The sequence below is a fragment of the Nonomuraea cypriaca genome (genome assembly GCF_015645445.1).
GTDB lineage: Bacteria > Actinomycetota > Actinomycetes > Streptosporangiales > Streptosporangiaceae > Nonomuraea > Nonomuraea cypriaca.
In genome coordinates this window covers 38,240-58,068 of sequence record NZ_JADOGI010000045.1, presented here as the reverse complement: position 1 = coordinate 58,068, position 19,829 = coordinate 38,240, and the positions used below count along the sequence as shown (strand labels likewise).

Below are 19,829 nucleotides of genomic sequence, written 5' to 3'. Positions count from 1 at the left end.
GCCCCACCCGGGTAAGGAGATCCGCCCTGAGCGGACGTGCGTTCTCGGGAGAGCTGGGGGCGTTCTCGGAAGGGCTAGGGACGGTATCGGGGCGCGGCGCGGTCCCGGGGTGGGGCGCGGTTCTGGGCCGGCCCAGGAGGAGCGCGCAGGCGAGGGCGACGAGCACGGCCAGCGCCACCTCGTACGGCATGCCCGTCGCCACCGGCGTCGTGAGCACCGCCAGCGAGGCGAAGACCAGGCAGAGCGTACGCCGGAGCGGGCCCGTCCACAGCTCACCCGGGGCGCCGCGTGGCACCAGCGCCAGGCCTGCCGCCACGGCCGACATCACCACCGGAGTGGCCGCCGTGTCGCCCCACGGGACGACGGCCGGGCTCAGCAGGCCGGAGGCGGGACCGGTGACGTCCCGCCAGATGTCCGCGAGCCAGGACAACGGGGCGAACGCGACCTCGGCCACACCGGGCGCCTTCCAACTCGCCGCCGCGGCCAGCGTGAGTACGCCGCCGGTACGCAGGCCGTCGCGGAGTCGTACCGGGAGCTTGAGCGTGGCGGCGAGGAGCAGGCACGCGGTGACCGCGAAGACGGCGGCCTGCCAGGAGACGGGCACGACCGACGCGGGCACGGCGCAGACGGCTCCGATGGCGGCCAGGCCCGAGCAGGCGGCGATCAGCAGGCGCGCCGCCGGCGCCCGCGTCGAGCCCGCCCACCACATCGCGATCACGGAGGCGGCGGCCAGGAGCCCGGCCACGACGAACGGCGACACCAGCGGGACGGAGCCGAGGTGGTCGGCGTCGGCCTCCGAGACCGCCAGCAAGGCGGTCAGGCTCGTGCCCAGCACCCAGGCGAGCGCGCCGGCCACGGCCGTGGTCACGTATTCGATCGCGGCCCTCGCCCGGCGGGCAGCCTGCCACAGGGCCAGGTCGAAGGCGGCCGTGGCGAGTAGGCCCGCGGCCATCCAGGAGAAGCCGGACGGGGATCCGCCCAACAGGGCCAGCCCGGCCAGCGGCAGGGGTGCCTGGGCCAGCACGATCGCGACCGCCGCGGGGAGGCGCAGCGGAGCCGCCCACGAGTACGCCGCCCACGCCACGGCCAGCGCGGCGGCGCTCAGCGACCATCCCCACATCGGATTCAGCTCGGGATCGGTGCTCGGGCCGGCGCTGTCGAAGATCTGCGCGATCGCGACGCCGTCCAGCGGGATCAGGACGAGCCCGATCAGCGCCACGGTCTCGGCCGTCGCGACCAGCCGCCGGCGTACGAGCAGCCAGGGCGCGGCCAGCACCCCCAGCGTGAACACGCTCAGGATGAGCGCCCGCAACGTCGGCACCTGCCAGCTCACCAGCGTGAACACCACCGCCGCGATCGACAGCAGCAGCCCGCCGAGCAGCAGCAACAGATTCTGCACCGCCCGATGCGACAAATCCCGCCCAGTCCTCCGCCCGCGCCGGACCCTGGCGATCGGCCCGTCGCTCTCGACCGGGCCGGTGTCCGCCACCGGCCGCGTGCCGCCGGCCTCGGCCACGAGGCCGCCCACGGAGTCCGTCACGGAGCCTCCCACCGACACGGCGTCCCTGGCACGCGTGGCGTCCGTGGCAGGCGCGGTGGTGAGTGCCGTGCCGGCCCTGCGCATGCCGGCGAGGGCTTCGTCACGACGCCGCACCAGCTCGGCACGGTGCTCCTCCACCCGTGCGAGGGTGACCGCGACGGCGAGGTAGGCGTCGGCGGCGGGGCCGTGAAGGAGCAGACGACACTCGGGGCAGGCGTCGACCACGGCGGAAAGGGCGGCGCCGCAGTCGGGACAGTTCGGCCAGTCCATGAAACGAACCTCGCGAAAGTCGGGGGCGCTCCCGACCTTGCCCCACGAATCCCACTTTGTCTGGGAATCAGGAAACCCGCGGCCCTGTCGTAACGAAAGCCACCCACGCCGTCCGGGGGGTGGGGTCACGGGAGCGTCACAGGTGGCGTTCCTGCTGGTCGAGGATGCCGACCGAGACGGCGATCGCCCGGGCGGGGTCGCCGGCCTCGATCGCCCGCAGCAGGTCCTCGTGGGAGGCGTCCGGATCCAGCGCCGCCTGCTCCTGGTCCCTGACGCTGTCGCGCAGCGCGTCGCTCATGCTCCGGTAGAGGTCCGCGAGCAGCGCGTTGTGCGCGGCGTCCGCCACGAGCACGTGGAAGTCCACGTCCGCGTCCGCGAACCCGTCGAGGTCGCCGGCCCGCCCGGCCGCGTCCCTCCGGGCCAGGGTCTGGCGCATCGCGGTCAGGTCCTCGTCGGTACGCCTGCCCGCCGCCAGCCGGGCGGCCACGAGGTCGAGCCCACGGCGTACGTCGATGATGTCCATCGCGGCGGCCGTGTCGAGGCGGCGGCGCAGCGCGACCTTGGACTCGTCGGTGGCGGTGACGTACGTGCCGTCGCCCTGCCTGGTCTGCAACAGGCCGGCGTGGGCGAGCACGCGGACCGCCTCGCGTACGGACAGGCGGCTCATGCCCAGGCTCTGCGCGAGCTGGCTCTCCGACGGGATCTTGGTGCCGACCGGCCAGACCCCGCGGGCGATCTCCTGGCGCAGCTCGTCGATGGCGGCGTCCACGAGCGAGGTCCGAGCGACGTTTCGCATGCGCCTTCTCCCAATCGGCTGACGGATCTCCAGCCTAGACGCTGCGGCTACGCCCTCCCGGCCGTGGGCACCGGTGCGTCGATCACTCGCAGTCGAGGAGGCGGGCGCCGAAGGCCCGGCAGGCGGCCCGGAAGCCGGCTGGTTCGTGGATGGTGAAGTCGGCGTTCATGAAGGCGAGGCTCAGGAGCAGCCATTCCCAGGTGTCGAGCATCAGGACGACCTTGGTCCGGCGCTCGTCCAGTGCCATGAGTTCGGCGTCCTGGTAGTTGAGTGCGTCGGCGACCGCGGGGAGGGGCGCGTCCACGGTGAGTACGACGCGGTCGCGGTTCTTGTTGATCCCTTGCCGGAGATAGTCCACGGCGGTGTCCGCGGGCAACGGCCTGGGCGTGTAGGTGCTGGTCGACGGCTGGAGATCGGCGATCCGGTCGATACGGAAGAGGCGCCAGTCGTCCTTGCCGGTGTCCCAGGCGAGGAGGTACCACCGCTGGAGATGGTGGATCTGGCGGTGGGGCTCGACGCGGCGGGAGGAGGCCCGGCCGTCCCTGCCGCTGTAGTCGAAGGTGACGATCAGGCGGCGCTCGATGGCGCCGGCCAGGGCGGACAGGTCGCCGGCGCTGGTGCTCGGGGCGGGTGACGTGCTGGTTTCCAGGCTCGCGCGGAGGTGGGCGGCGCGGTGCCTGAGGCGCTTCGGCAGGTATTGGTCGACCTTGCCGTACGCGCGGGTGGCGGCCTCGTCCACGCTGCCCTCGGTGGCGCTGCCGATGGCGGCGAGGGCGGCCAGCCCGAGGAGGGTCGCGATCGCCTCGTCGTCGTCGAGCACCAGCGGTGGCATGGCGTTGCCCGCGGTGAGCCGGTAGTGGCCGCCTGGGCCCGGCTGGGTCTGGACGGGGTAGCCGTAGCCGCGGAGGCGGTCGATGTCGCGGCGCAGGGTCCGGGGACTGACGTCGAGCCGCGTGGCGAGCTCGTCGCCGCTGAACGCCCGCCCGGACTGAAGGGTGGTGAGCAGGGCGAGGATGCGTTGGGTGACGTCCGCCATGCATCCAGTCTGACCGAAGTCGCGGTCACTTTCCGGCCACATCTCTTCATAGCCTCACCGGCATGCAGACGCGAACGATCCGCATCCGGGGTGCCCGTACCAACAACCTGAAGTCCGTCGACGTGGACATTCCTCGCGGCCGGTTGGTCGTGTTCGCGGGCGTGTCGGGGTCGGGGAAGTCCTCACTCGTGTTCGACACGATCGCGGCGGAGGCCGGGCACCAACTGAACGAGACATTTCCGCCCTTCACCCGTAACCGACTGCCGAAGTGGCATCGCCCTGAGGCAGACGAGATCACGGGACTGTCGCCGGTGGTGGTGATCGATCAGCGCAGAATCGGCGGGAACGCCCGATCCACCGTCGGCACCATCACCGACACCTGGGCCTATCTGCGGCTGCTGTTCTCTCGCATCGGCTCGCCGCATGTGGGCGAGTCGAACCACTTCTCGTTCAACGACCCGGCCGGCATGTGCCCGGCCTGCTCCGGGCTGGGCGAGGTCGTGGTGAGCGCCGTCGACCGGTTTCTCGACCTGGACAAGTCGCTCGCCGAGGGGGCGATCGTGCTTCCCGGGTTCGGCAACGGCGGCTACTGGTACTCCCTGTACGCCGGCATCGGCAGCTTCGACGCGGACACCCCGCTCAGGGACTGGACCGAGGAGGAACGCGCGGCCCTGCTCCACGGCGGTGAACACGCCGCACGCCTGAGCACCAGGCCCCCCGCGGACTACGAGGGCATCGTGCGGCGCTTCGAACGGATCTACCTGCACACCTCCGACGACCTCTCCGATCGCAAGCAGGAGACGATCGCCAGGTTCACCCGCTCCGAGACCTGCCATGACTGCCGCGGCGACCGGCTCAACGAGGCGAGCAGAAGCGCCACCGTGCTCGGGCACACCATCGGCGAAATGGCCCGCATGGAGATCACCGAGCTCGCCGGCCTCGTCGGGCGGGTGAGCGACCCGGCTGTCGCGCCTGTCACGGCAGCACTCAGAGACCGGCTCGCGGCCATGGTCACGATCGGCCTCGGTTATCTCCACCTCGGCCGCGCCACCACCAGCCTGTCCGGCGGGGAGTCGCAGCGGATCAAGACCGTCAAGCACCTCGGCAGCAGCCTCATCGAGATGCTCTACGTCTTCGACGAACCCACCGTCGGCCTCCACCCGCACGACATCAAGTCGATGATCACCCTGCTGCGGCAGCTCCGCGACCAGGGCAACACCATCCTCGTCGTCGAGCACGACCCCGCGGTCATGGCCATCGCCGACCACATCGTCGAGATCGGGCCCGACGCCGGCGCGGACGGCGGCGAACTGGTCTTCCAAGGCACCTTCGACGAACTCAGGACAGCGCGAACGGCGACCTCCACCGCCCTCGCCACGCAGCCCCCGATCACCACGGAACCTCGGGCGGCCACCGGTGCGATCACGGTGGTCGACGCCACCCGCAACAACCTCAGGAACCTGACCGTCGACATCCCCGCAGAAGTCCTCACCGTCCTCACCGGCGTGGCGGGGTCGGGCAAGTCCAGCCTCGCGAGCGAACTGGTCACCCAGCGGGGCGCGGTCGTGATCGACCAGCGGCCGGTCAGCACCAACCGCCGCTCCACCCCCATCACCTACAGCGCCATCGCGGCGCCGATCCGCAGGCTCTTCGCCAAGCACAGCGGCATGCCCGCCGGTTTCTTCAGCGCCAATTCCGACGGCGCCTGCCCCGACTGCAAGGGTTTGGGCGTCATCTACACCGACCTCGCCTTCATGGACGGCCAGGAGACCGTCTGCGAGACCTGCCAGGGCCGGCGGTTCGCCGCCGAGGTGCTCCGCCACCGGGTCAACGGCCTGTCGATCGCCGACGTCGGCGACCTGACGATCAGCGACGCCATCCGGCTGCTGCCCGACCGTACGATCCGCACGGCGCTACGGCACCTCGACCAGGTCGGACTCGGCTATCTCCGCCTCGGCCAGCCGTTGACGACGCTGTCCGGCGGTGAATGCCAGCGAGTCAAGATCGCCAAGGAGCTGCGCGACACCGCCGAGCCGACTCTCTACGTCCTCGACGAGCCCACCACAGGTCTGCACCTGCGCGACATCGCCACCCTGCTCAGGATCCTCGACCAGCTCGTCGACCAAGGCCACACCGTCGTCGTCATCGAACACAACCTCGACGTCATCCGGCACGCCGACTGGGTCATCGACCTCGGCCCCGGGCCGGGCAGGCACGGCGGCCAGATCCTCTACCAGGGCCCGGTCGCCCACCTGGACAGCACCGTCACCGCCGACGCCCTGCGAGCCGGGTGAGCGACGACGCGCTGGGATCTTGCCAGTTTCCGGCCCGGATGAGAGATTGCGGGGGATTTGGTCAATTTTCACGGAGGTCACGCGTGTCACAATTACGCCCGGCCCTCATCGCCGTCGCACTCACCCTCGCGATCGCGACCCCGGCCCAGGCGGCCGCCGAACCCACGATCACCGTCGAGAACGGCCGTACGCAGCCGGTCTTCTCCTACGCGGACGCCATCCGCGAGCACGTGTACGTCGAGTCGACCGTCGACAGCGACCTGGACGGCAACCTTGACAAGGTACGCGTGGACATCATCAGGCCCAAGGAGTCCGGCCCCGGGCTCAAGGTGCCGGTGGTCATCGACGAGAGCCCGTACTACGACAACTCGGGCCGCGGCAACGAGTCCGAGCGGAAGGTCTATGACGCCGCCGGAAATGTCGTGAAATTCCCGCTGTTCTATGACAACTACTTCGTCCCGCGTGGCTACGCCGTGCTGAACGTCGACATGCTCGGTACCACCAGATCAGACGGCTGCCCCGACATCGGCGGCCCGGCCGACGTGCTGGGCGGCAAGGCCGTCATCGACTGGCTGAACGGCCGCGCCAAGGCCACCAGGGCCGACGGCACCCCGGCCGTGGCCGACTGGACGACGGGCAAGTCCGCCATGATCGGCAAGTCGTACGACGGCACCCTCGCCAACGCCGTCGCGGCGACCGGCGTGAAGGGCCTGGAGACGATCGTCCCGATCTCGGCGATCAGCTCCTGGTACAAATACCAGCGCTCGAACGGCGTCGTCTACAACTACGACTACGCCTCCTGGCTGGCGAACGGCGTCGACACCGACCCGGACGCCAAGTGCCAGCAGGTGCGCGACAAGATGGACGCCGAGGACGGCGACGACACCGGCGACTACAACGCGTTCTGGCAGGAACGCGACTACATCGACGGCCTGCTGGGCGACGCCTCCAAGGTCCGGGCCAGCGTCTTCGTCGTCCACACGGTCAACGACCTCAACGTCAAGCCCGACAACTTCTCCGCCTGGTGGAAGGCCCTGGCCGACAGGAACGTGCCGCGCAAGATCTGGGTCGGCCAGACCCAGCACGTGGACCCGTTCGACTTCGAGGGCCGCAGAGCGCTCTGGGTGGACACGCTCCACCGCTGGTTCGACTACTGGCTGCACGGCGTGCGCAACGGCATCACGCGGGAGCCGCGCGCCGACGTCGAGATCGGCCCGGCGCAGTGGATCACCCAGCGCGACTGGCCGGCGCCGTTCGCGGCGAAGGCGTCGCTGCGCCCCGCGCCCGACGGCTCGCTCGGGCTCCTGCCGGCCGCCAGGAACAGCACCGCCTCCTTCACCGACACCGCCATGAGCGAGAACGAGATGACGGCCGACGTCGGAACGGCGAACCCGGGACGGGTGGCGTTCACCACGGGCGCGCTCCCGCTCGACCTGCGCCTGTCCGGCACGCCCACCGCGGACCTGCGGGTCAAGCTGGACAAGCCCACCGCCAACCTGACCGCCCTGCTCGTCGACTTCGGCGAGGCCACCCGCGTCGACTGGCGCCGCGGCCAGGGCATCACCACGCTCGCCGAGGAGGACTGCCACGGCGAGAGCACGGCCGCCGACGACGCCTGCTACCGCAAGGTCGTCACGAACGTGGCCACCCGCCCGCTGGAGATCGTCGCCCGCGGCTGGATCGACGTGCAGAACCGCGACTCGCTCAGCCAGTCCGCACCCCTGCCCGCGGGCAAGTACGGCAAGGTCAAGTGGCTGACGCTGCCGCAGGACTACACGTTCAAGAAGGGCCACAGGATCGGGCTCGTCATCGCCGGCACCGACTCGACCTACACCGACGAGTCGGGCACCGGCGCCGACGTGACCGTCGACCTGACCAAGAGCAGCGTCGTCGTGCCGTTCGTGCTCGGCACGCCGCTGACCGACGTACCGAAGGACAAGGTCAAGTTCCACGGACCGGACCGGGTCGAGCTGCCGCAGCCCGAGACCGAGTTCCAGTTCTTCTGATCTGATCACGGCCTCGGGCTCGGTGGAGCCCGGGGCCGCTCACTCGCAGTCGCGCCAGTAGACGCCGTTGCGCGAGTCGAGCAGCAGCACGCCCCTGTCCCTGGCGACGGTCCAGGCCACGTCCAGGGTCAGGGTGCCCTTCCCGGCCGTGGTGCCGCCCGTGCGGGTGCCGTCGCCGGTGGTGCCGCCCGCCCAGCGGACGGTGATCTCGCCCCGCCGCACGACCGGCCGCGCCGAGCAGCCCGGCACCGAGCGAGCCTCCCGCACCCGGAACGACGTGCCCGACACGGCGATGCCGTCCGTGCCGGTGGCCGAGACGATCTCGCAGCGGCCCGTGCACGACAACGAGAACGACCCGGTGCGCCCCGCCCCAAGCCACAACGACGACGGCGACAGCTTCGCCACCGGAGGCGGCGGCCTGGGCAGGTCCATCTTCCTCGGCACGCTCGTCAGGCCGAACTCGGCCGCCGGGGCGACCGCCGCCACCCAGCCCGAGGGCTCCTCCGGCTGCACGTCCGTCTGCGCGGCGGCCTTGGTGATCGTGGCCGGCTGCTGTTGCTGGGCGTTCATCACGGCCCAGACCAGTCCCGCCACCAGCAGTCCGACGCCGAGGATCAGCCCGAGCCTGGCCACCGTCCTGATCGGCGCGCCCGCCTCGGGATCGTCCTCGTCGGGCCTGTCCCGCCAGAACTCCTGCCACTGGGCCCCGCCTGGGCCCATGTCTGGGCCCTGGCCTGTGCCATTGTCTGGGCCCTGCCGCTGGTCGAGGCTGTCCCACGTGATCCCGCCGTAGCGGATGATCGCACCGTTGCTGTGGACGCCGTTGCTGGTGCCCTTGACGGCGGTGCTGTAGACGAGCTTGTCGCCGTACGCCCCGCCGCGGAAGGCCCGCGTACGACTCGGCGGCGTGAACGGGTGCCGCCCCCGCACCGCAGGTGAGCTGGAAGGCTCCTGGTCCGGGCGCCGTCCGCGTACCGCGGGTGAGCTGGAAGGCTCCTGGTCCGGGTGCCGACCGCGTACCGCGGGCGGGACGGAAGGCTCCTGGTCGGCGGCAGCCGCGCCCGCCGCCGACCAGGGCTTTCCCGGGGTCGCCGTCGTGGGGCCGGCGACCGGGACGGACGGCATGGTGTCGGCGTCCGGCGCAACGCCGGTGAATGGGCCGGTCGCGGGACCGGTCTCCACCAGTGTGCGCGCCTGCACGGGAAAGCCGTCCGCCCGCCAGAGAGGTCCCTCTCCGGGCAGCGGCTGCGCCAACGCCAGCCGGTTGGGAATTGTGCCGGGCAGTGCCGCGATCGGCAGGCGGCGCAGCAGCGCGCCCGCCGTCATGGTCCTCGGCGCGGCCCGGCAGGTCGCGCAGGACTGGATGTGCCGGCCGATCCTGGCCCTGGCCCGCCGGCCGGGCGCCGAGACCCACTCCGCGACCCGTGCCGTCAGGTCGGTGCACCCGTCGGGGGAGCGGGCGGCGATGATCGCGGCGAACCACTCCTCCAGGCCCGCCGCGGCCCGCGCCACGATGGCGTGCACCTCGGCCTCGGGCAGCTCGAAGACCACGGCCAACTCGGGGTCGGCCAGGCCGTGGCGTACGGACAGGTCGAGCAGCTCCCGCTGCGGGCGGTCCAGGGACAGCAGCGCCTCGGGCAGCAGCTCCGACATCCGGCCTGGACGCGACCAGGAGCCGATGCTCGCGGGCTTGGCGACGACCGCGCGGTGCGCGCGGGCCACCGCGTACAACCAGGGGCGCCGCAGGGCGGGGTCGGCGACTCGGTCCGCGTACAGGTGTGCCGTCAGGGCCGCGCCGGCGACCGCCTGCTCGGCGTCGCCCGCGGCGAGTTCGGTGCGGCAGTAGTCGTAGAGGCCCGCTCCGTGCTTGTCGCACAGGTCGCGAATGGCCTGGCGAGCATCGTCAGACAGGGTTCGCCACATCCGGCGTCACACCTCCTCCAGTCAGTACGCGGGCGCTTGTCGTGGACGGTCGGTCACCTCTTCCCTGGACCCGCCGGGCCTACGGCGGGCCCGTGGTCGGCGCCATGGGTGGTCCCGTGGCCGGCCTTGTGAGGGGCCCCGTGGCTGGCCCCGTGACTGGCCCCGTGACTGGCCCCGTGACTGGCCCCGTGACTGGCACTGTGTCCAGCAGTGAGGCTTGCGCCAGGTAGGCCCGGGTCGCGTCGGGGTCGCCGGCGATGGCCCGCAGCCCCGCCATGGCCGCCGCCAGCCTGGCGCTGTCGTGTTCGCGTACGCCCGCCGGCCGCGTCCCGCCACGCGGGATCACCCGCTGCATCAGCACGGAACGCCGCCGCCACGCCCACGCCTCGAGCACGGCAGGCGCGGCGAAACCGCCGACCACGGCCGCGATCACCTGTGCGGCCTCGGCGGCGTCGTGGATCCCCGCGTTCATGTTGAGCCCGCCGACGGTGGAGGTCAGGTGCGCGGCGTCGCCGACGAACATGACCCGCCCGCACCGGTAGGAGGGCAGCACCCCCCGCGACAACCCGAACCGGTCCGCGCCCGTCACGTGGATGGGCTCGCTGGCTCCTGGAAGGGCCCGGCGGACCAGCAGAGACAGGTTCGAAGGCGACAGCGGCTCGTGCGTGTCGCAGGGGATCTTGAAGATGATCCGCCAGTGGTCGGGCAGCGCGAGCAGGGTGCACGACTGCTGCACATCCCGTACGTACGTCAGCGGCGCCAGACTAGGCAGCAGCCGGTCCAGCGGCGAGTCCGTGAACACCCGCAACGCCTGCGCCGGATACGCCGACCTGGGGAACGGCAGCGCCAGCGAGCCCCGCACCGTGCTGTGCGCGCCATCGGCGGCGATCATGTACCGGGCCCGCGTCCAGGTGTGGCCGACGCGGACCCGGATCCCTGTGCCGCCTTCCGCGACGCCGTCCACGCGCGTGCCGAACCGCACGTCGACGTTCGGGTAGGCGCTGAGGGCGGCCAGCAGCAGCGGGGTGAGCGCGGTCTGGTCGGCGTGGATCCTGAACGGATGCCTGGTCAGCCCGTCCAGCCGGTTCATCCCCATTTCGGCGAGCACGATCCCCGACCGGTCGCGCCACTGCACCCGGTCGACCACGCGGCCCTTGGCGACGAGTTGCGCGGCCACGCCGAGCTCGTCGAGCAGGTCGAGCGTGGCCGGATGGAAGGTGCAGGCGCGCTGTTGCCTGCCGAGCTCGTTCTCGCGCTCCAGCACGGTGACCGGGATCCCCGCCCTGGCCAGTGAGAGCGCCGCGGTCAGCCCCGCGGGGCCGGCTCCCACTACGATGACGCCGTTCATGCCGTGCGCCTCCCCTGCGCCGCCATGTGACGGCGGTACGGCACGCGGTTGAGCGTCACGGGCCGTCCGAGGGCCCGGGACAGGGCCCACCAGGCCGTGCAGAGGTTCGAGGTGAGCAGGACCCGGTCGTTCCCTGTGCTGAGCCGCTCCAGCACGGGCAGCGTGGCCATGCCGGTCCCGGTGAACAGCAGCACCGCGTCCCCCGGCAACTCGGCCAGCTCGACCTGGCTGATCAGCTCGCGCGGTGTGACCGCGTACGGTGAGTAGCCGTCCTTGGCCCGGACCTGCAGGACCTGGGTGACGTTCAGCCCGGCCGTCTTCCAGAACCGCTCGGCCAGGTCGGTCAGCCACGGCTGGTACGGCGAGACCAGCACGATGTCGCTCACCTGCGCGTGCTCCATCGCCTCGCGGGTGGCCAGCGTGGCCGAGGCGAACGGCACCCCCGTCGCCTCGCCGAGCCGGGCGCACTGGTCGCGATCCTCGTCGGGGCCGAGCAGGTAGCGGGGCTCGCTGCAGGCCATGACCAGCGCGTTCAGCTGCAGGCCGTCGAACGCCCAGACCATCGCGGGCAGGGCCGAGTTGTAGCTCTCCAGCCGTTCGGCCAGGGCCGTCCCGTGCCGTACGGGAAAGCGGGTGACGTGCATGTCGGCGCGTGACCCGAGCAGGCGGGTCAGCTCCGGCTCCGCGGAGGGGTTCGCGGGCGCCACGATCACGCCCACCCTGCCGCGGCTCACGGGGCACCCCGGCGTCCGGCCCCGTGGCGTGCGGGGGAGGGGGCGTGGACGGTGCGCATGGGTTTCCTCCTGCGAGGGGAAGGCGGGACGGTCACGAGGCGCGGTGCCGCAGCGCCTGGTCGATGTCGGTGATGGCCCGTACGGAGACCTGCCGGATGCGGCGCAGCCGATGCACGGGCTGGTTGACTGGGGGCGCCGAGCCCGCCGGTCGGGCGGTGTCGTCCTGGTCCTCGCCCCAGGACGGCGGCGCGCCCGGCCGTACGCCGCGCGCGTGGACTTCGTGTGGCTGCGGCCTGCGCAAGTCATCGGTGAGCATGTTCGCTCCTGTCTATAGCGGGTTGGAGGGGACGAGCAGTGGTTCTCACGGTGGGCCGGCGAGGAGCCGGCGAGACGCCGCCGGCCCCTCTTCCGCCGCGCGTCGAGATCGATGAACGGTCTCAAGGCCCGACGCCACGGCGACCCGCACCAGCGCCGTGGCGGCGAGCAGGACGGCGGCCGGCGGAGCGGCCACCGGCACACGCGTGCCGATGGCGTCCGGCCGAGGCCGTCGCGAGGTGGCGAGCCACCCCGCCGGCGGTACGGCGAACGCCGCCGTACGGCCCGGTGAAGAAAGCCGGCCCCAGGCGCAACCCCATGAGCTGGCCGGCACGCCAGCCGCTACCGCGCCGGCCAACAGCACCGCGCCGACCAGGTCGGGCACGTGCCACACGGTGCCGGGGGGGTGGGGAAGCGCCGGGGCCAGCGGCACAAGCGCCGCCGCCGGTCCCGTGCGGGGGACGCGCCGGCCATACCAGGCCGGGCGCCGCCCGCTCGACGGCAGCGCGAAGTTTCCACGAGCCGGTGCCGAGGCGGCTCGCTGGTCGCGCGGGGTCGCCGGCGTCATCGTGCCGTCCCCGCGCTCGTGACCCTGTTGGGCACGCTGACGCAGACCATCCGCTCGGTCAGCCCGGCCCGGGGGCCGGACCCGCGTGCCGCGGGCGCGCGGGCCGGCGCAGGCACCGCACCACCGGCGACCGTGCGCGCGACCTTCGCTGCGAGCGTGAGGTGCTCGCCGCAGCGACGGCTCACCTTGGCCTCCAGACCGGCCACCTGGGCCAGTCTGAGCCTCAGCGGCTCCAGCGACGACCTGCGTTCGAGGCCGTCGAGGTCGGCCAGCCGGGCCGGCCAGCGCAACGCGTCGCCGCAGCGAGCCTCCACCTCGGCTGGAAGCTCCCCGCCTGGGAACCCCTCGTGACGCAACCGGGTGGCGATCATGACGGCCATGAACGCCGTCTTGTCGAAGTCGGCCAGCCGTCCCGTCAGGGCCGCGCTCAGCATCCTGACGCGGTGGCTCAGGCAGACCGCACTCCACCCGAGCAACAGCAGCCGATCGGGGCTCGTCTCCGTGTGCCAGCCGGCCAGCCGCAACTCGCGGGCCATCCGGTGATGGAAGCGCCAACGGTGACGAGGGCTGTCCAGCCACACCTGGACCCCGCCGAGCGGCAGGCCCGCGACGTGCACGCCCGGGCCGGCCACGGGACCGGCCACACGAGCGCAGATACGCTGCACCGCCTGCTCCTGCCCGCGAGAGGCCGGGCCTTCGAGGAACCAGGAGCTGTCCTGGGTATCCATGGTCATGTCCGGCCACCTCCTCGTCGGGAACTCTCCAGAACCTTGTGACTGTTAAGCCTCAGTTACCACGCGCTCTGATAGTCCGCTTATGTACGGGGCTATGTCAACTGACAGTTTGCGAATAAGTTGATACCTGCTCGCGTGGCAGAGCTTGCCCGCATGGCAGGGGACAGTGCGCCCAGCGTCCCTTACGCTGGAAAAGTTCACGGGCGGTAGGAGGTGTGCCGTGGCGAACTTCGCCGAGCGGCTCGATCTCGCGCTGACCAAGCGCGGCTACACCGGCGCGCAGGTGGCCTCCGCCCTGACGGAGGCCGGCATCCCGATCACTCGCGCCTACGTCAGCCAGTTGCGCACCGGCAAGCAGACCAACCCGACGCTGCAGGTGCTCAGGGCACTGGCCACCTGCCTCCAGGTGAGCGTCGGCTGGCTGGTCGGCGACGACTACCTGGAGTCAGGCTCCGCCGAGGACCTCCAGCTGCGCGCGGCCACCATCGGGCTGTCCGCCTCCGGGCTGTCGGAGACCTCGCTGACCGTCCTGCGCGGCGTGGTCGAGCTGGCCCGCAAGGCCGAGGGCCTGCCCGACGAGCCCGAGCCCGCCTCCGACATCCCCGACGCCGCGGCGCCGCTCAGCGGGCCGCAGCGCAGGGCGCTCGGCAAGCGGCTGCACGGCCTGCGCATCGCCGCCCGGCTGTCCGTGGAGCAGGTGGAGACCGCGATCGGCAAGGGCGCGGCCGCGATCCCCGCGATCGAGGAGGGCCGCATCTCCCCCTCGCCGATCATCGTCGAGCGCCTGCTGACCGTCTACGGCGTCGCCGTCCCGCCGATCCGCGAATACGTGCTGTCACTGGCCAGGGGCGAGCGGTCGGCCGCCTGGTACGACGCGCACTCGGTGCCGGTCTGGCTGGCGACGACGTACGCGCTGGAGCAGCGGGCCACGCTGATCCGCACCTACCACACCCATCTTGTCCCGCCGCTGCTGCAGACCGAGGAGTACGCCAGGGCCGCCGTCACCGTGGCCGGCCCCGCGACGCTCGGGCAGCGGACGGTCGACGAGGCGCTCGCCCTCGTGCTGGCCCGCCAGGAGGCCGTGGCCCGCGACAGCGGCATCGTGGTGTGGGCGGTGATCGACGAGAGCGTCCTGACGCGTTCCATCGTCGGCCCGCACGTCCAGCTCCGCCAGCTCGACAGGCTGCTGGAGCACGCCAAGCGGCCCAACGTCTCGCTGCACGTCGTGCCGATGGACGACCCGGCCTACGTGCCGCGCACCGGCCCGTTCACGGTGTGGCGCTTCGCCGAGGCGTTCGAGCCCGACATCGCGTGCGCCCACGGCATCGAGGCGGACGAGCTGGTCACCGACATCGGCGCGGTGGAGGCCTACCACCAGGCGTTCACCAAGCTGTCGGTGACGACCACCACCCGCGAGGAGACGTTCGAGCTGTTGAACGAGCATCGCGAAAGGCTTTCGCGTTCTCTCGCGAAGTGATCCGGTTCCCACGGCGAATGATCGTTACGCGTGGGATTGGTTACCCACATATATCGAAATCAGATGGCTTTTCGTGTTGTCTTCTGCCGCCCAGCGAGGATCATATGGTTCGGGTCATCGAGTGGGGTCCGAAAGGACAGCTTTTCCCGAGATAGTGGGCGAGGGGAAAGGGGCAACACTCAATGCGTCAGCGTGCCATCCGAAATTTGGCGAAGCTGGAGCTGACCCAACCAAGGATCACCCGTATTCTCGACGCCGCCGCGGGTGGGAAGAACAACTTCGTGGCGGACAGAGACGCGGTGCGCCGCTATGACCTGGCCGCACCCGTCACGACGGCCGCCGCACGGGCCGTGCTGCACTATGTGGGCCGTGTGGTACGCCATCTGGCGGCCGCGGGCGTGGACCAGTTCCTGATCGTCGGGAGCGGCGTGCCCAGTGGCCTGCCGGCCGGCGGGCAGTTGCACGACACGGCCCGCGAGGCCACGCGTTCCCCGGCCGCCCGCGTGGTCTACGTGGAGAACGACCCGATGGTGCTGGCCGCCGCGCGAGCCACCATCGAGCCGGTCAACGATCTCGTACGCGTCGTAGAGGGCGACGTACGCGAGATCGACGACCTCCTCGACGACCGGGTCGTGCGGACGTTCCTGGACTGGGACCGGCCCGTGGCCGTGCTGCTGATGTCGACGCACAGCGTGAACGACGACGAGTATTTCCATTACGTGATCAAACGCATCAGGCAGGCCGTTCCGGAAGGGAGCTACCTGTCCCTGCTGCAGACCACGTTCGACTCCATTCCGCCGGAGCTGCTGCCCGCCATTCACGACCTGCTGGCGATGACGCTGCCCGGCCACGCGATACGTACCAGAGAGGAGGTCGAGGCGTTGCTCGAAGGTCTGGTGCTGGTGGACCCGGGACTGGTGTGGGTTCCGGAATGGCGGCCCCATGGCCACGACATCGCCTGCCGCGATCAGCCGGGCGCGTCCGGCAACTACGGCGCCGTGGCGCACATACCTTGAAACCGCTGCGGGGGGTCCGGCCGTTGCTTCAGGCCGGGCTCTCGAGCGGGCCGTTCCCGCGGGCGGCCGGCTAGTCCCACCAGAAGGACCAGGAATGGCCGCCGATGATCTGCTCGGCGTACCCCTGCAGGTCGCCGGGACCCTGGACGACGTTGTCCGGGCAGAACGTCCAGTGCTCGGCCGCCACGTGTAACGCGTGCTCGGGATCGACCGGCGGCGCGGCGACGCTCAGTTCCAGCGTGTTGAAGCCGACGCTCACCACCCGCGCCCCGAACCGGTCCTCCCAGCTGCGCACCACCGCCGCCATGGGCACCATCCACTCGTTGTGGTGCAGCGCGCCCTGCCAGCCCATGACCGCCAGCGCGTCGGCGCCGCTGTTGGCCGCGACCAGGCCGAGCGGCATGCCGCCCGCCGCCAGCTCACCGGCGTACCAGTCGGCCACCGCCCCGGGATCGGCCCTGAGCACGCCGGGCGCGGCCGGCCCCGGGCAGATCGCGCCGAACGGCTCCAGCTCCTCCAGCGCGTCGGGCGGCATCTGCGACACCCACTCCTGCCACACCTCGGTCATGAACCCCTCGGGGGTGAAGTGGTCGATCTGGCGGGGATCGTCAGGCACGACCTGCCCGACCGCCCACGGCTGGGCCGACTCGTCCAGCAGCAGCGGCCACAGGCCACTGCGCGGATGCGACGAGCGCAGGCGCGCCCACTCCTCGCCGGTGACCGGCTCGTCGCTCAGCCAGAACGCCGGCCGCGCCGCCTCGCCCTGCCGGGTGTATCCGGGATCGGGCCAGACCACCTCGCCCGCAGGCAGGGACACGGACAGCACGCGACCCCTGCCGCCGTCAGGGAACAGCCGGCACATCTCGCGTGGCAGCCGGTGATCGTTCATGCCCTACCGTTCCGATACCGAATCCTGTCTCGGAGATGGTAGTGCCGCCGGTCGGCTCAGCACCCTGGAGCGGTGCGGCAAATCGTGGTGGCTGCGACAATGGTGGGCTGTGATCCCCTTTGCCGCGGTTCTCACAGATCTGGATGGCGTCCTGCGCCACTTCGACCACGTCGCCCAGGCGGACATCGAGGCCCGATACGGCGTGCCCCTGATGAAGACGGCCTTCGACCCGAAACTCATCACGCCGCCCACGCTCGGACAGGTCAGCGAGGCGCAGTGGGCGGAGTCGATCGTGGCCGCGCTGGGCGGGGACGAACGGGCGCGGCAGGCGGTCGAGGAGTTCGTACGCGTGCGGTTCTGGGTGGACGAGGAGGTCAGGGCGCTGCTGGCCAGGGTCCAGGAACACGTTCCGTTGATCATCGTGACCAATGCCATGGACACCCTGGAGGAGCATCTGGACCTGCTGGGGCTCACGTACTTCGCCGACGACGTGGTCAGCAGCGCCAGGATCGGCGTGGCCAAGCCGGACCAGCGCATCTACGAGATCGCCGCCGAGCGGGCGGGGGCGCCGCCGGAGCGTTGCCTGTTCGTGGACGACCGGCTGCCGAACGTCGAGGCCGCCAGGGCGCTCGGCATGACAGGCGTCCACTACCGGGCCTATCGGGATCTGGCGGCCGTACTCGGGTAGCAAGTGGTTTCCGGCGCGGCTCGCGCCGGCCGCGCCGGAAACGTTCGTTGACCGCCGCCCCCGGCCGTCGCCGGCGAGCTCTGCGCGATCCCGCCAGGCCGGGGGCGACGGCGAGAGAGTCCCGGTCAGTACCCGCCGTACGGGCTCCGGGAGGGGGGGGACTGGTTGTGGCCCGAAGGGTGACTCGACGGGCTGCCAGATGGACTACTCGACGGGGCCGCCGAGGTCACCTTCGTGCCCTTCGGGGCGATCACGCCGATCAGGCCGTGCTTGGTGGCGTCGATGCCTGCGGAGAACCACAGGGCGCTCTCCCCGCCGGTGGCCGCGGTGCCCGGCTGCAGGTCCCAGAGGCCGGGCAGCACGATCGGCTTGCCGTCCGCCTTGCGCAGCGAGCCCAGGTGGCGGCCCCGCTGGTACGCGTGCACGGTGCCGTCGCCGAAGTTGCCGACCAGCAGCGCGCCGGCGTACTGGCCCCAGCCCTTCGGCGCGGCGGTCAGGCCCCACGGGGCGTTGAGCCCGGTCCTGGAGATGCGGCCGGTGAGGCGCCCGTCCATGGAGAACCGGCTCACGAAGCCCTTGCCGGCGCCGAACACGGGCTTGCCGGTGGACTGGTCGCGCAGGGCGTAGGAGACCCACACGTTGCCGTTGGCGACCGCGACGTTGTACGCCTTGTACGTCGAGGGAATCGTCGGGTCCCTGAACTGCCAGCGGGCCAGCTGGATGCGGCTGAAGTCCTCGTCGAAGGCGTGGATGCGCCCGCGGGCGAAGTCGGCGGCGAGCAGGAACGCGCCGTCGTCCGTCTCCACCAGTTCGAGGCCCTTGTAGTCGGCGCCGCGGGAGAAGGCGGCGATGATCGCGTTGGCCGGGTCGGCCTCCGCGTTCCAGCCGCTGATGGCGCCGCTCGGGCTGGAGAAGATGAACGTGGCGGGCTTGCCCTTCACGGTGAAGCCCTCGCCGGGGTTGAACACCTGGCCCGTCGGGGCTCCGCCCGGAATGGCCACCTCGGTCTTCTCCTTCTTGCCTGTGCCGGAGTAGACGGTGGCGGTACCGGTGCCCGTGTTCGAGACCCACAGAGTCTTGCCCATGGCCAGGCCCCACGGGTTGACGACCTTGGGGTCGGTCACGGGGGCTTTGCCCTTGATGTCCGACACAAGGTTGATGACGTCGAAACGAGTCCTGGTGGTGGCGTGTGCGGGAGTGGTGAGAGTCGCTCCCAGAACGACCGCAACAGCGCAGAGTGTAATGATGCGTGGCCGCATCCGGTGCCTCCTAGTTAGCGCTTGTGACGCGAGATACGCGAAGGGTCGTGAGCGGGTTCAGCCGGGCCCGAAATATCGGCCCGAAATATCGGCCCGAGAGTTTCCCGGCGTGACAGAGGGGAGAAGGATGAACATGAACGTGCTGGGCATCGATATCGGAGGCTCCGGGATCAAGGGCGCGCCCGTCGACACCTCCTCCGGCGAGCTGCTCGACGACCGGCTGCGCGTCCCGACGCCGCACCCGTCCAAGCCGCATGAGGTGGTGAACGTGGTGGCGGCCGTCGTCAAGCATTTCGACTGGAACGGTCCCGTCGGCGTCACGTTCCCCGGCGTGGTCGTGGACGGGGTCGTGCGGTCGGCCGCCAACGTCCACCACTCGTGGGTCGGCGTGGACGCGGCCGCGTTGTTCGGCGGGGCCGCTGTGCTCAACGACGCCGACGCGGCCGGCCTGGCGGAGCTGACCTTCGGCAGGGGAGTGGGGCAGCGCGGGACCGTGCTCGTGCTGACGTTCGGCACGGGGATCGGCAGCGCGCTGTTCACGGACGGTGTGCTGGTGCGCAACACCGAGCTGGGCCACCTGCGGCTGCGTGGGAAGGACGCCGAGTACCGGGCGTCGGCGCGGGTGCGGGAGGAGCGCGACCTGAGCTGGGAGGCGTGGGCCGAGCGGGTGGAGGAGTATCTGCGGCACGTGGAGATGCTGTTCTCGCCGTCGCTGATCGTGATCGGCGGGGGCGTGAGCAAGAAGGCAGGCAAGTTCCTGCCGTACGTGCACGTCGACACGCCCGTGGTGCCCGCCGCCCTCCAGAACGAGGCCGGCATCATCGGCGCCGCCCTGGCCGCCGCCCGGTAAGGGCCGATATCGGTGGGTCCGATGGCCGCCGCCGGGTAGGGCCGGGGGCCGCCGCCTGGTGGGGCCTCCAGGGCCGCGGCCCGGTT

Annotated in this window: 17 protein-coding genes; 6 read left to right on the top strand and 11 right to left on the bottom strand. The window is 71.4% G+C overall.

Annotation, left to right across the window (positions count from 1 at the left end; genetic code table 11):
- From ITP53_RS17290 to ITP53_RS17280, 3 genes are all read right to left on the bottom strand, one after another.
- On the bottom strand, positions 1–1,810 hold a 1,810-nt coding region (locus ITP53_RS17290), incomplete at its 3' end, for a hypothetical protein (RefSeq protein WP_207756056.1).
- 136 nt (positions 1,811–1,946) lie between these two features.
- Positions 1,947–2,606, bottom strand: a complete 660-nt coding sequence (locus tag ITP53_RS17285; protein ID WP_195896419.1) for a FadR/GntR family transcriptional regulator — start codon at positions 2,604–2,606, stop codon at positions 1,947–1,949.
- Between the two features lie 82 nt (positions 2,607–2,688).
- Entirely contained in the window at positions 2,689–3,642 is a 954-nt protein-coding gene (locus tag ITP53_RS17280; RefSeq protein ID WP_195896418.1) for a helix-turn-helix transcriptional regulator, read from the bottom strand.
- Between the two features lie 62 nt (positions 3,643–3,704).
- On the opposite strand from ITP53_RS17280, the gene ITP53_RS17275 reads away from it, so the two are divergent.
- Together ITP53_RS17275 and ITP53_RS17270 are read left to right on the top strand one after the other, a co-directional pair.
- Positions 3,705–5,936 (top strand): ATP-binding cassette domain-containing protein, encoded by a 2,232-nt coding sequence (locus tag ITP53_RS17275; protein WP_195896417.1) that lies wholly within the window; start codon positions 3,705–3,707, stop codon positions 5,934–5,936.
- An 83-nt stretch (positions 5,937–6,019) separates the two neighbouring features.
- Positions 6,020–7,942, top strand: coding sequence for a Xaa-Pro dipeptidyl-peptidase (locus tag ITP53_RS17270; RefSeq protein WP_195896416.1), 1,923 nt, complete (start codon positions 6,020–6,022; stop codon positions 7,940–7,942).
- Between the two features lie 39 nt (positions 7,943–7,981).
- Here ITP53_RS17270 and ITP53_RS17265 read toward each other — a convergent pair whose 3' ends face one another.
- The 6 genes from ITP53_RS17265 to ITP53_RS17240 all read right to left on the bottom strand — a co-directional run bounded on the left by ITP53_RS17265 (position 7,982) and on the right by ITP53_RS17240 (position 13,564).
- On the bottom strand, positions 7,982–9,865 hold the full coding sequence (locus tag ITP53_RS17265; RefSeq protein ID WP_195896415.1) for an RNA polymerase sigma factor: 1,884 nt from the start codon (positions 9,863–9,865) through the stop codon (positions 7,982–7,984).
- A 79-nt stretch (positions 9,866–9,944) separates the two neighbouring features.
- Positions 9,945–11,213, bottom strand: a complete 1,269-nt coding sequence (locus ITP53_RS17260) for an FAD-dependent oxidoreductase (RefSeq protein ID WP_195896414.1) — start codon at positions 11,211–11,213, stop codon at positions 9,945–9,947.
- A complete protein-coding gene (locus ITP53_RS17255; protein ID WP_195896413.1) occupies positions 11,210–11,947 on the bottom strand; it encodes a maleate cis-trans isomerase family protein in 738 nt (245 codons plus the stop codon). The genes ITP53_RS17260 and ITP53_RS17255 overlap by 4 nt, the downstream gene beginning before the upstream one ends.
- 91 nt (positions 11,948–12,038) lie before the next feature.
- Positions 12,039–12,263, bottom strand: coding sequence for a hypothetical protein (locus ITP53_RS17250; protein ID WP_195896412.1), 225 nt, complete (start codon positions 12,261–12,263; stop codon positions 12,039–12,041).
- Positions 12,264–12,308: 45 nt separating this feature from the next.
- Positions 12,309–12,830: a hypothetical protein gene (locus ITP53_RS17245; RefSeq protein WP_195896411.1), complete on the bottom strand. Its 522-nt coding sequence runs from the start codon at positions 12,828–12,830 to the stop codon at positions 12,309–12,311.
- Entirely contained in the window at positions 12,827–13,564 is a 738-nt protein-coding gene (locus ITP53_RS17240) for a hypothetical protein (RefSeq protein ID WP_195896410.1), read from the bottom strand. Before ITP53_RS17240 ends, ITP53_RS17245 begins: the two co-directional genes overlap by 4 nt.
- A gap of 220 nt (positions 13,565–13,784) precedes the next feature.
- Here ITP53_RS17240 and ITP53_RS17235 point away from each other — a divergent pair, with 220 nt between their 5' ends.
- Both ITP53_RS17235 and ITP53_RS17230 read left to right on the top strand, forming a co-directional pair.
- Positions 13,785–15,041: a Scr1 family TA system antitoxin-like transcriptional regulator gene (locus ITP53_RS17235; RefSeq protein WP_195896409.1), complete on the top strand. Its 1,257-nt coding sequence runs from the start codon at positions 13,785–13,787 to the stop codon at positions 15,039–15,041.
- A 206-nt stretch (positions 15,042–15,247) separates the two neighbouring features.
- Positions 15,248–16,057: an SAM-dependent methyltransferase gene (locus ITP53_RS17230; RefSeq protein ID WP_236050892.1), complete on the top strand. Its 810-nt coding sequence runs from the start codon at positions 15,248–15,250 to the stop codon at positions 16,055–16,057.
- A gap of 70 nt (positions 16,058–16,127) precedes the next feature.
- Here ITP53_RS17230 and ITP53_RS17225 read toward each other — a convergent pair whose 3' ends face one another.
- Positions 16,128–16,946 carry a DUF4253 domain-containing protein gene (locus tag ITP53_RS17225; protein ID WP_195896407.1) on the bottom strand — a complete coding sequence of 273 codons (819 nt, stop codon included), beginning with the start codon at positions 16,944–16,946 and terminating at the stop codon, positions 16,128–16,130.
- Positions 16,947–17,055: 109 nt separating this feature from the next.
- Between ITP53_RS17225 and ITP53_RS17220 the strand changes: the two genes are divergently transcribed.
- Positions 17,056–17,634 carry an HAD family hydrolase gene (locus tag ITP53_RS17220; protein ID WP_207756054.1) on the top strand — a complete coding sequence of 193 codons (579 nt, stop codon included), beginning with the start codon at positions 17,056–17,058 and terminating at the stop codon, positions 17,632–17,634.
- A 125-nt stretch (positions 17,635–17,759) separates the two neighbouring features.
- On the opposite strand, the gene ITP53_RS17215 is transcribed toward ITP53_RS17220, so the two are convergent.
- On the bottom strand, positions 17,760–18,785 hold the full coding sequence (locus ITP53_RS17215; RefSeq protein WP_195896405.1) for a TIGR03118 family protein: 1,026 nt from the start codon (positions 18,783–18,785) through the stop codon (positions 17,760–17,762).
- 241 nt (positions 18,786–19,026) lie between these two features.
- Here ITP53_RS17215 and ppgK point away from each other — a divergent pair, with 241 nt between their 5' ends.
- Entirely contained in the window at positions 19,027–19,743 is a 717-nt protein-coding gene (gene ppgK, locus ITP53_RS17210; RefSeq protein WP_195896404.1) for a polyphosphate--glucose phosphotransferase, read from the top strand.
- The last annotated feature ends 86 nt before the right edge of the window (positions 19,744–19,829 follow it).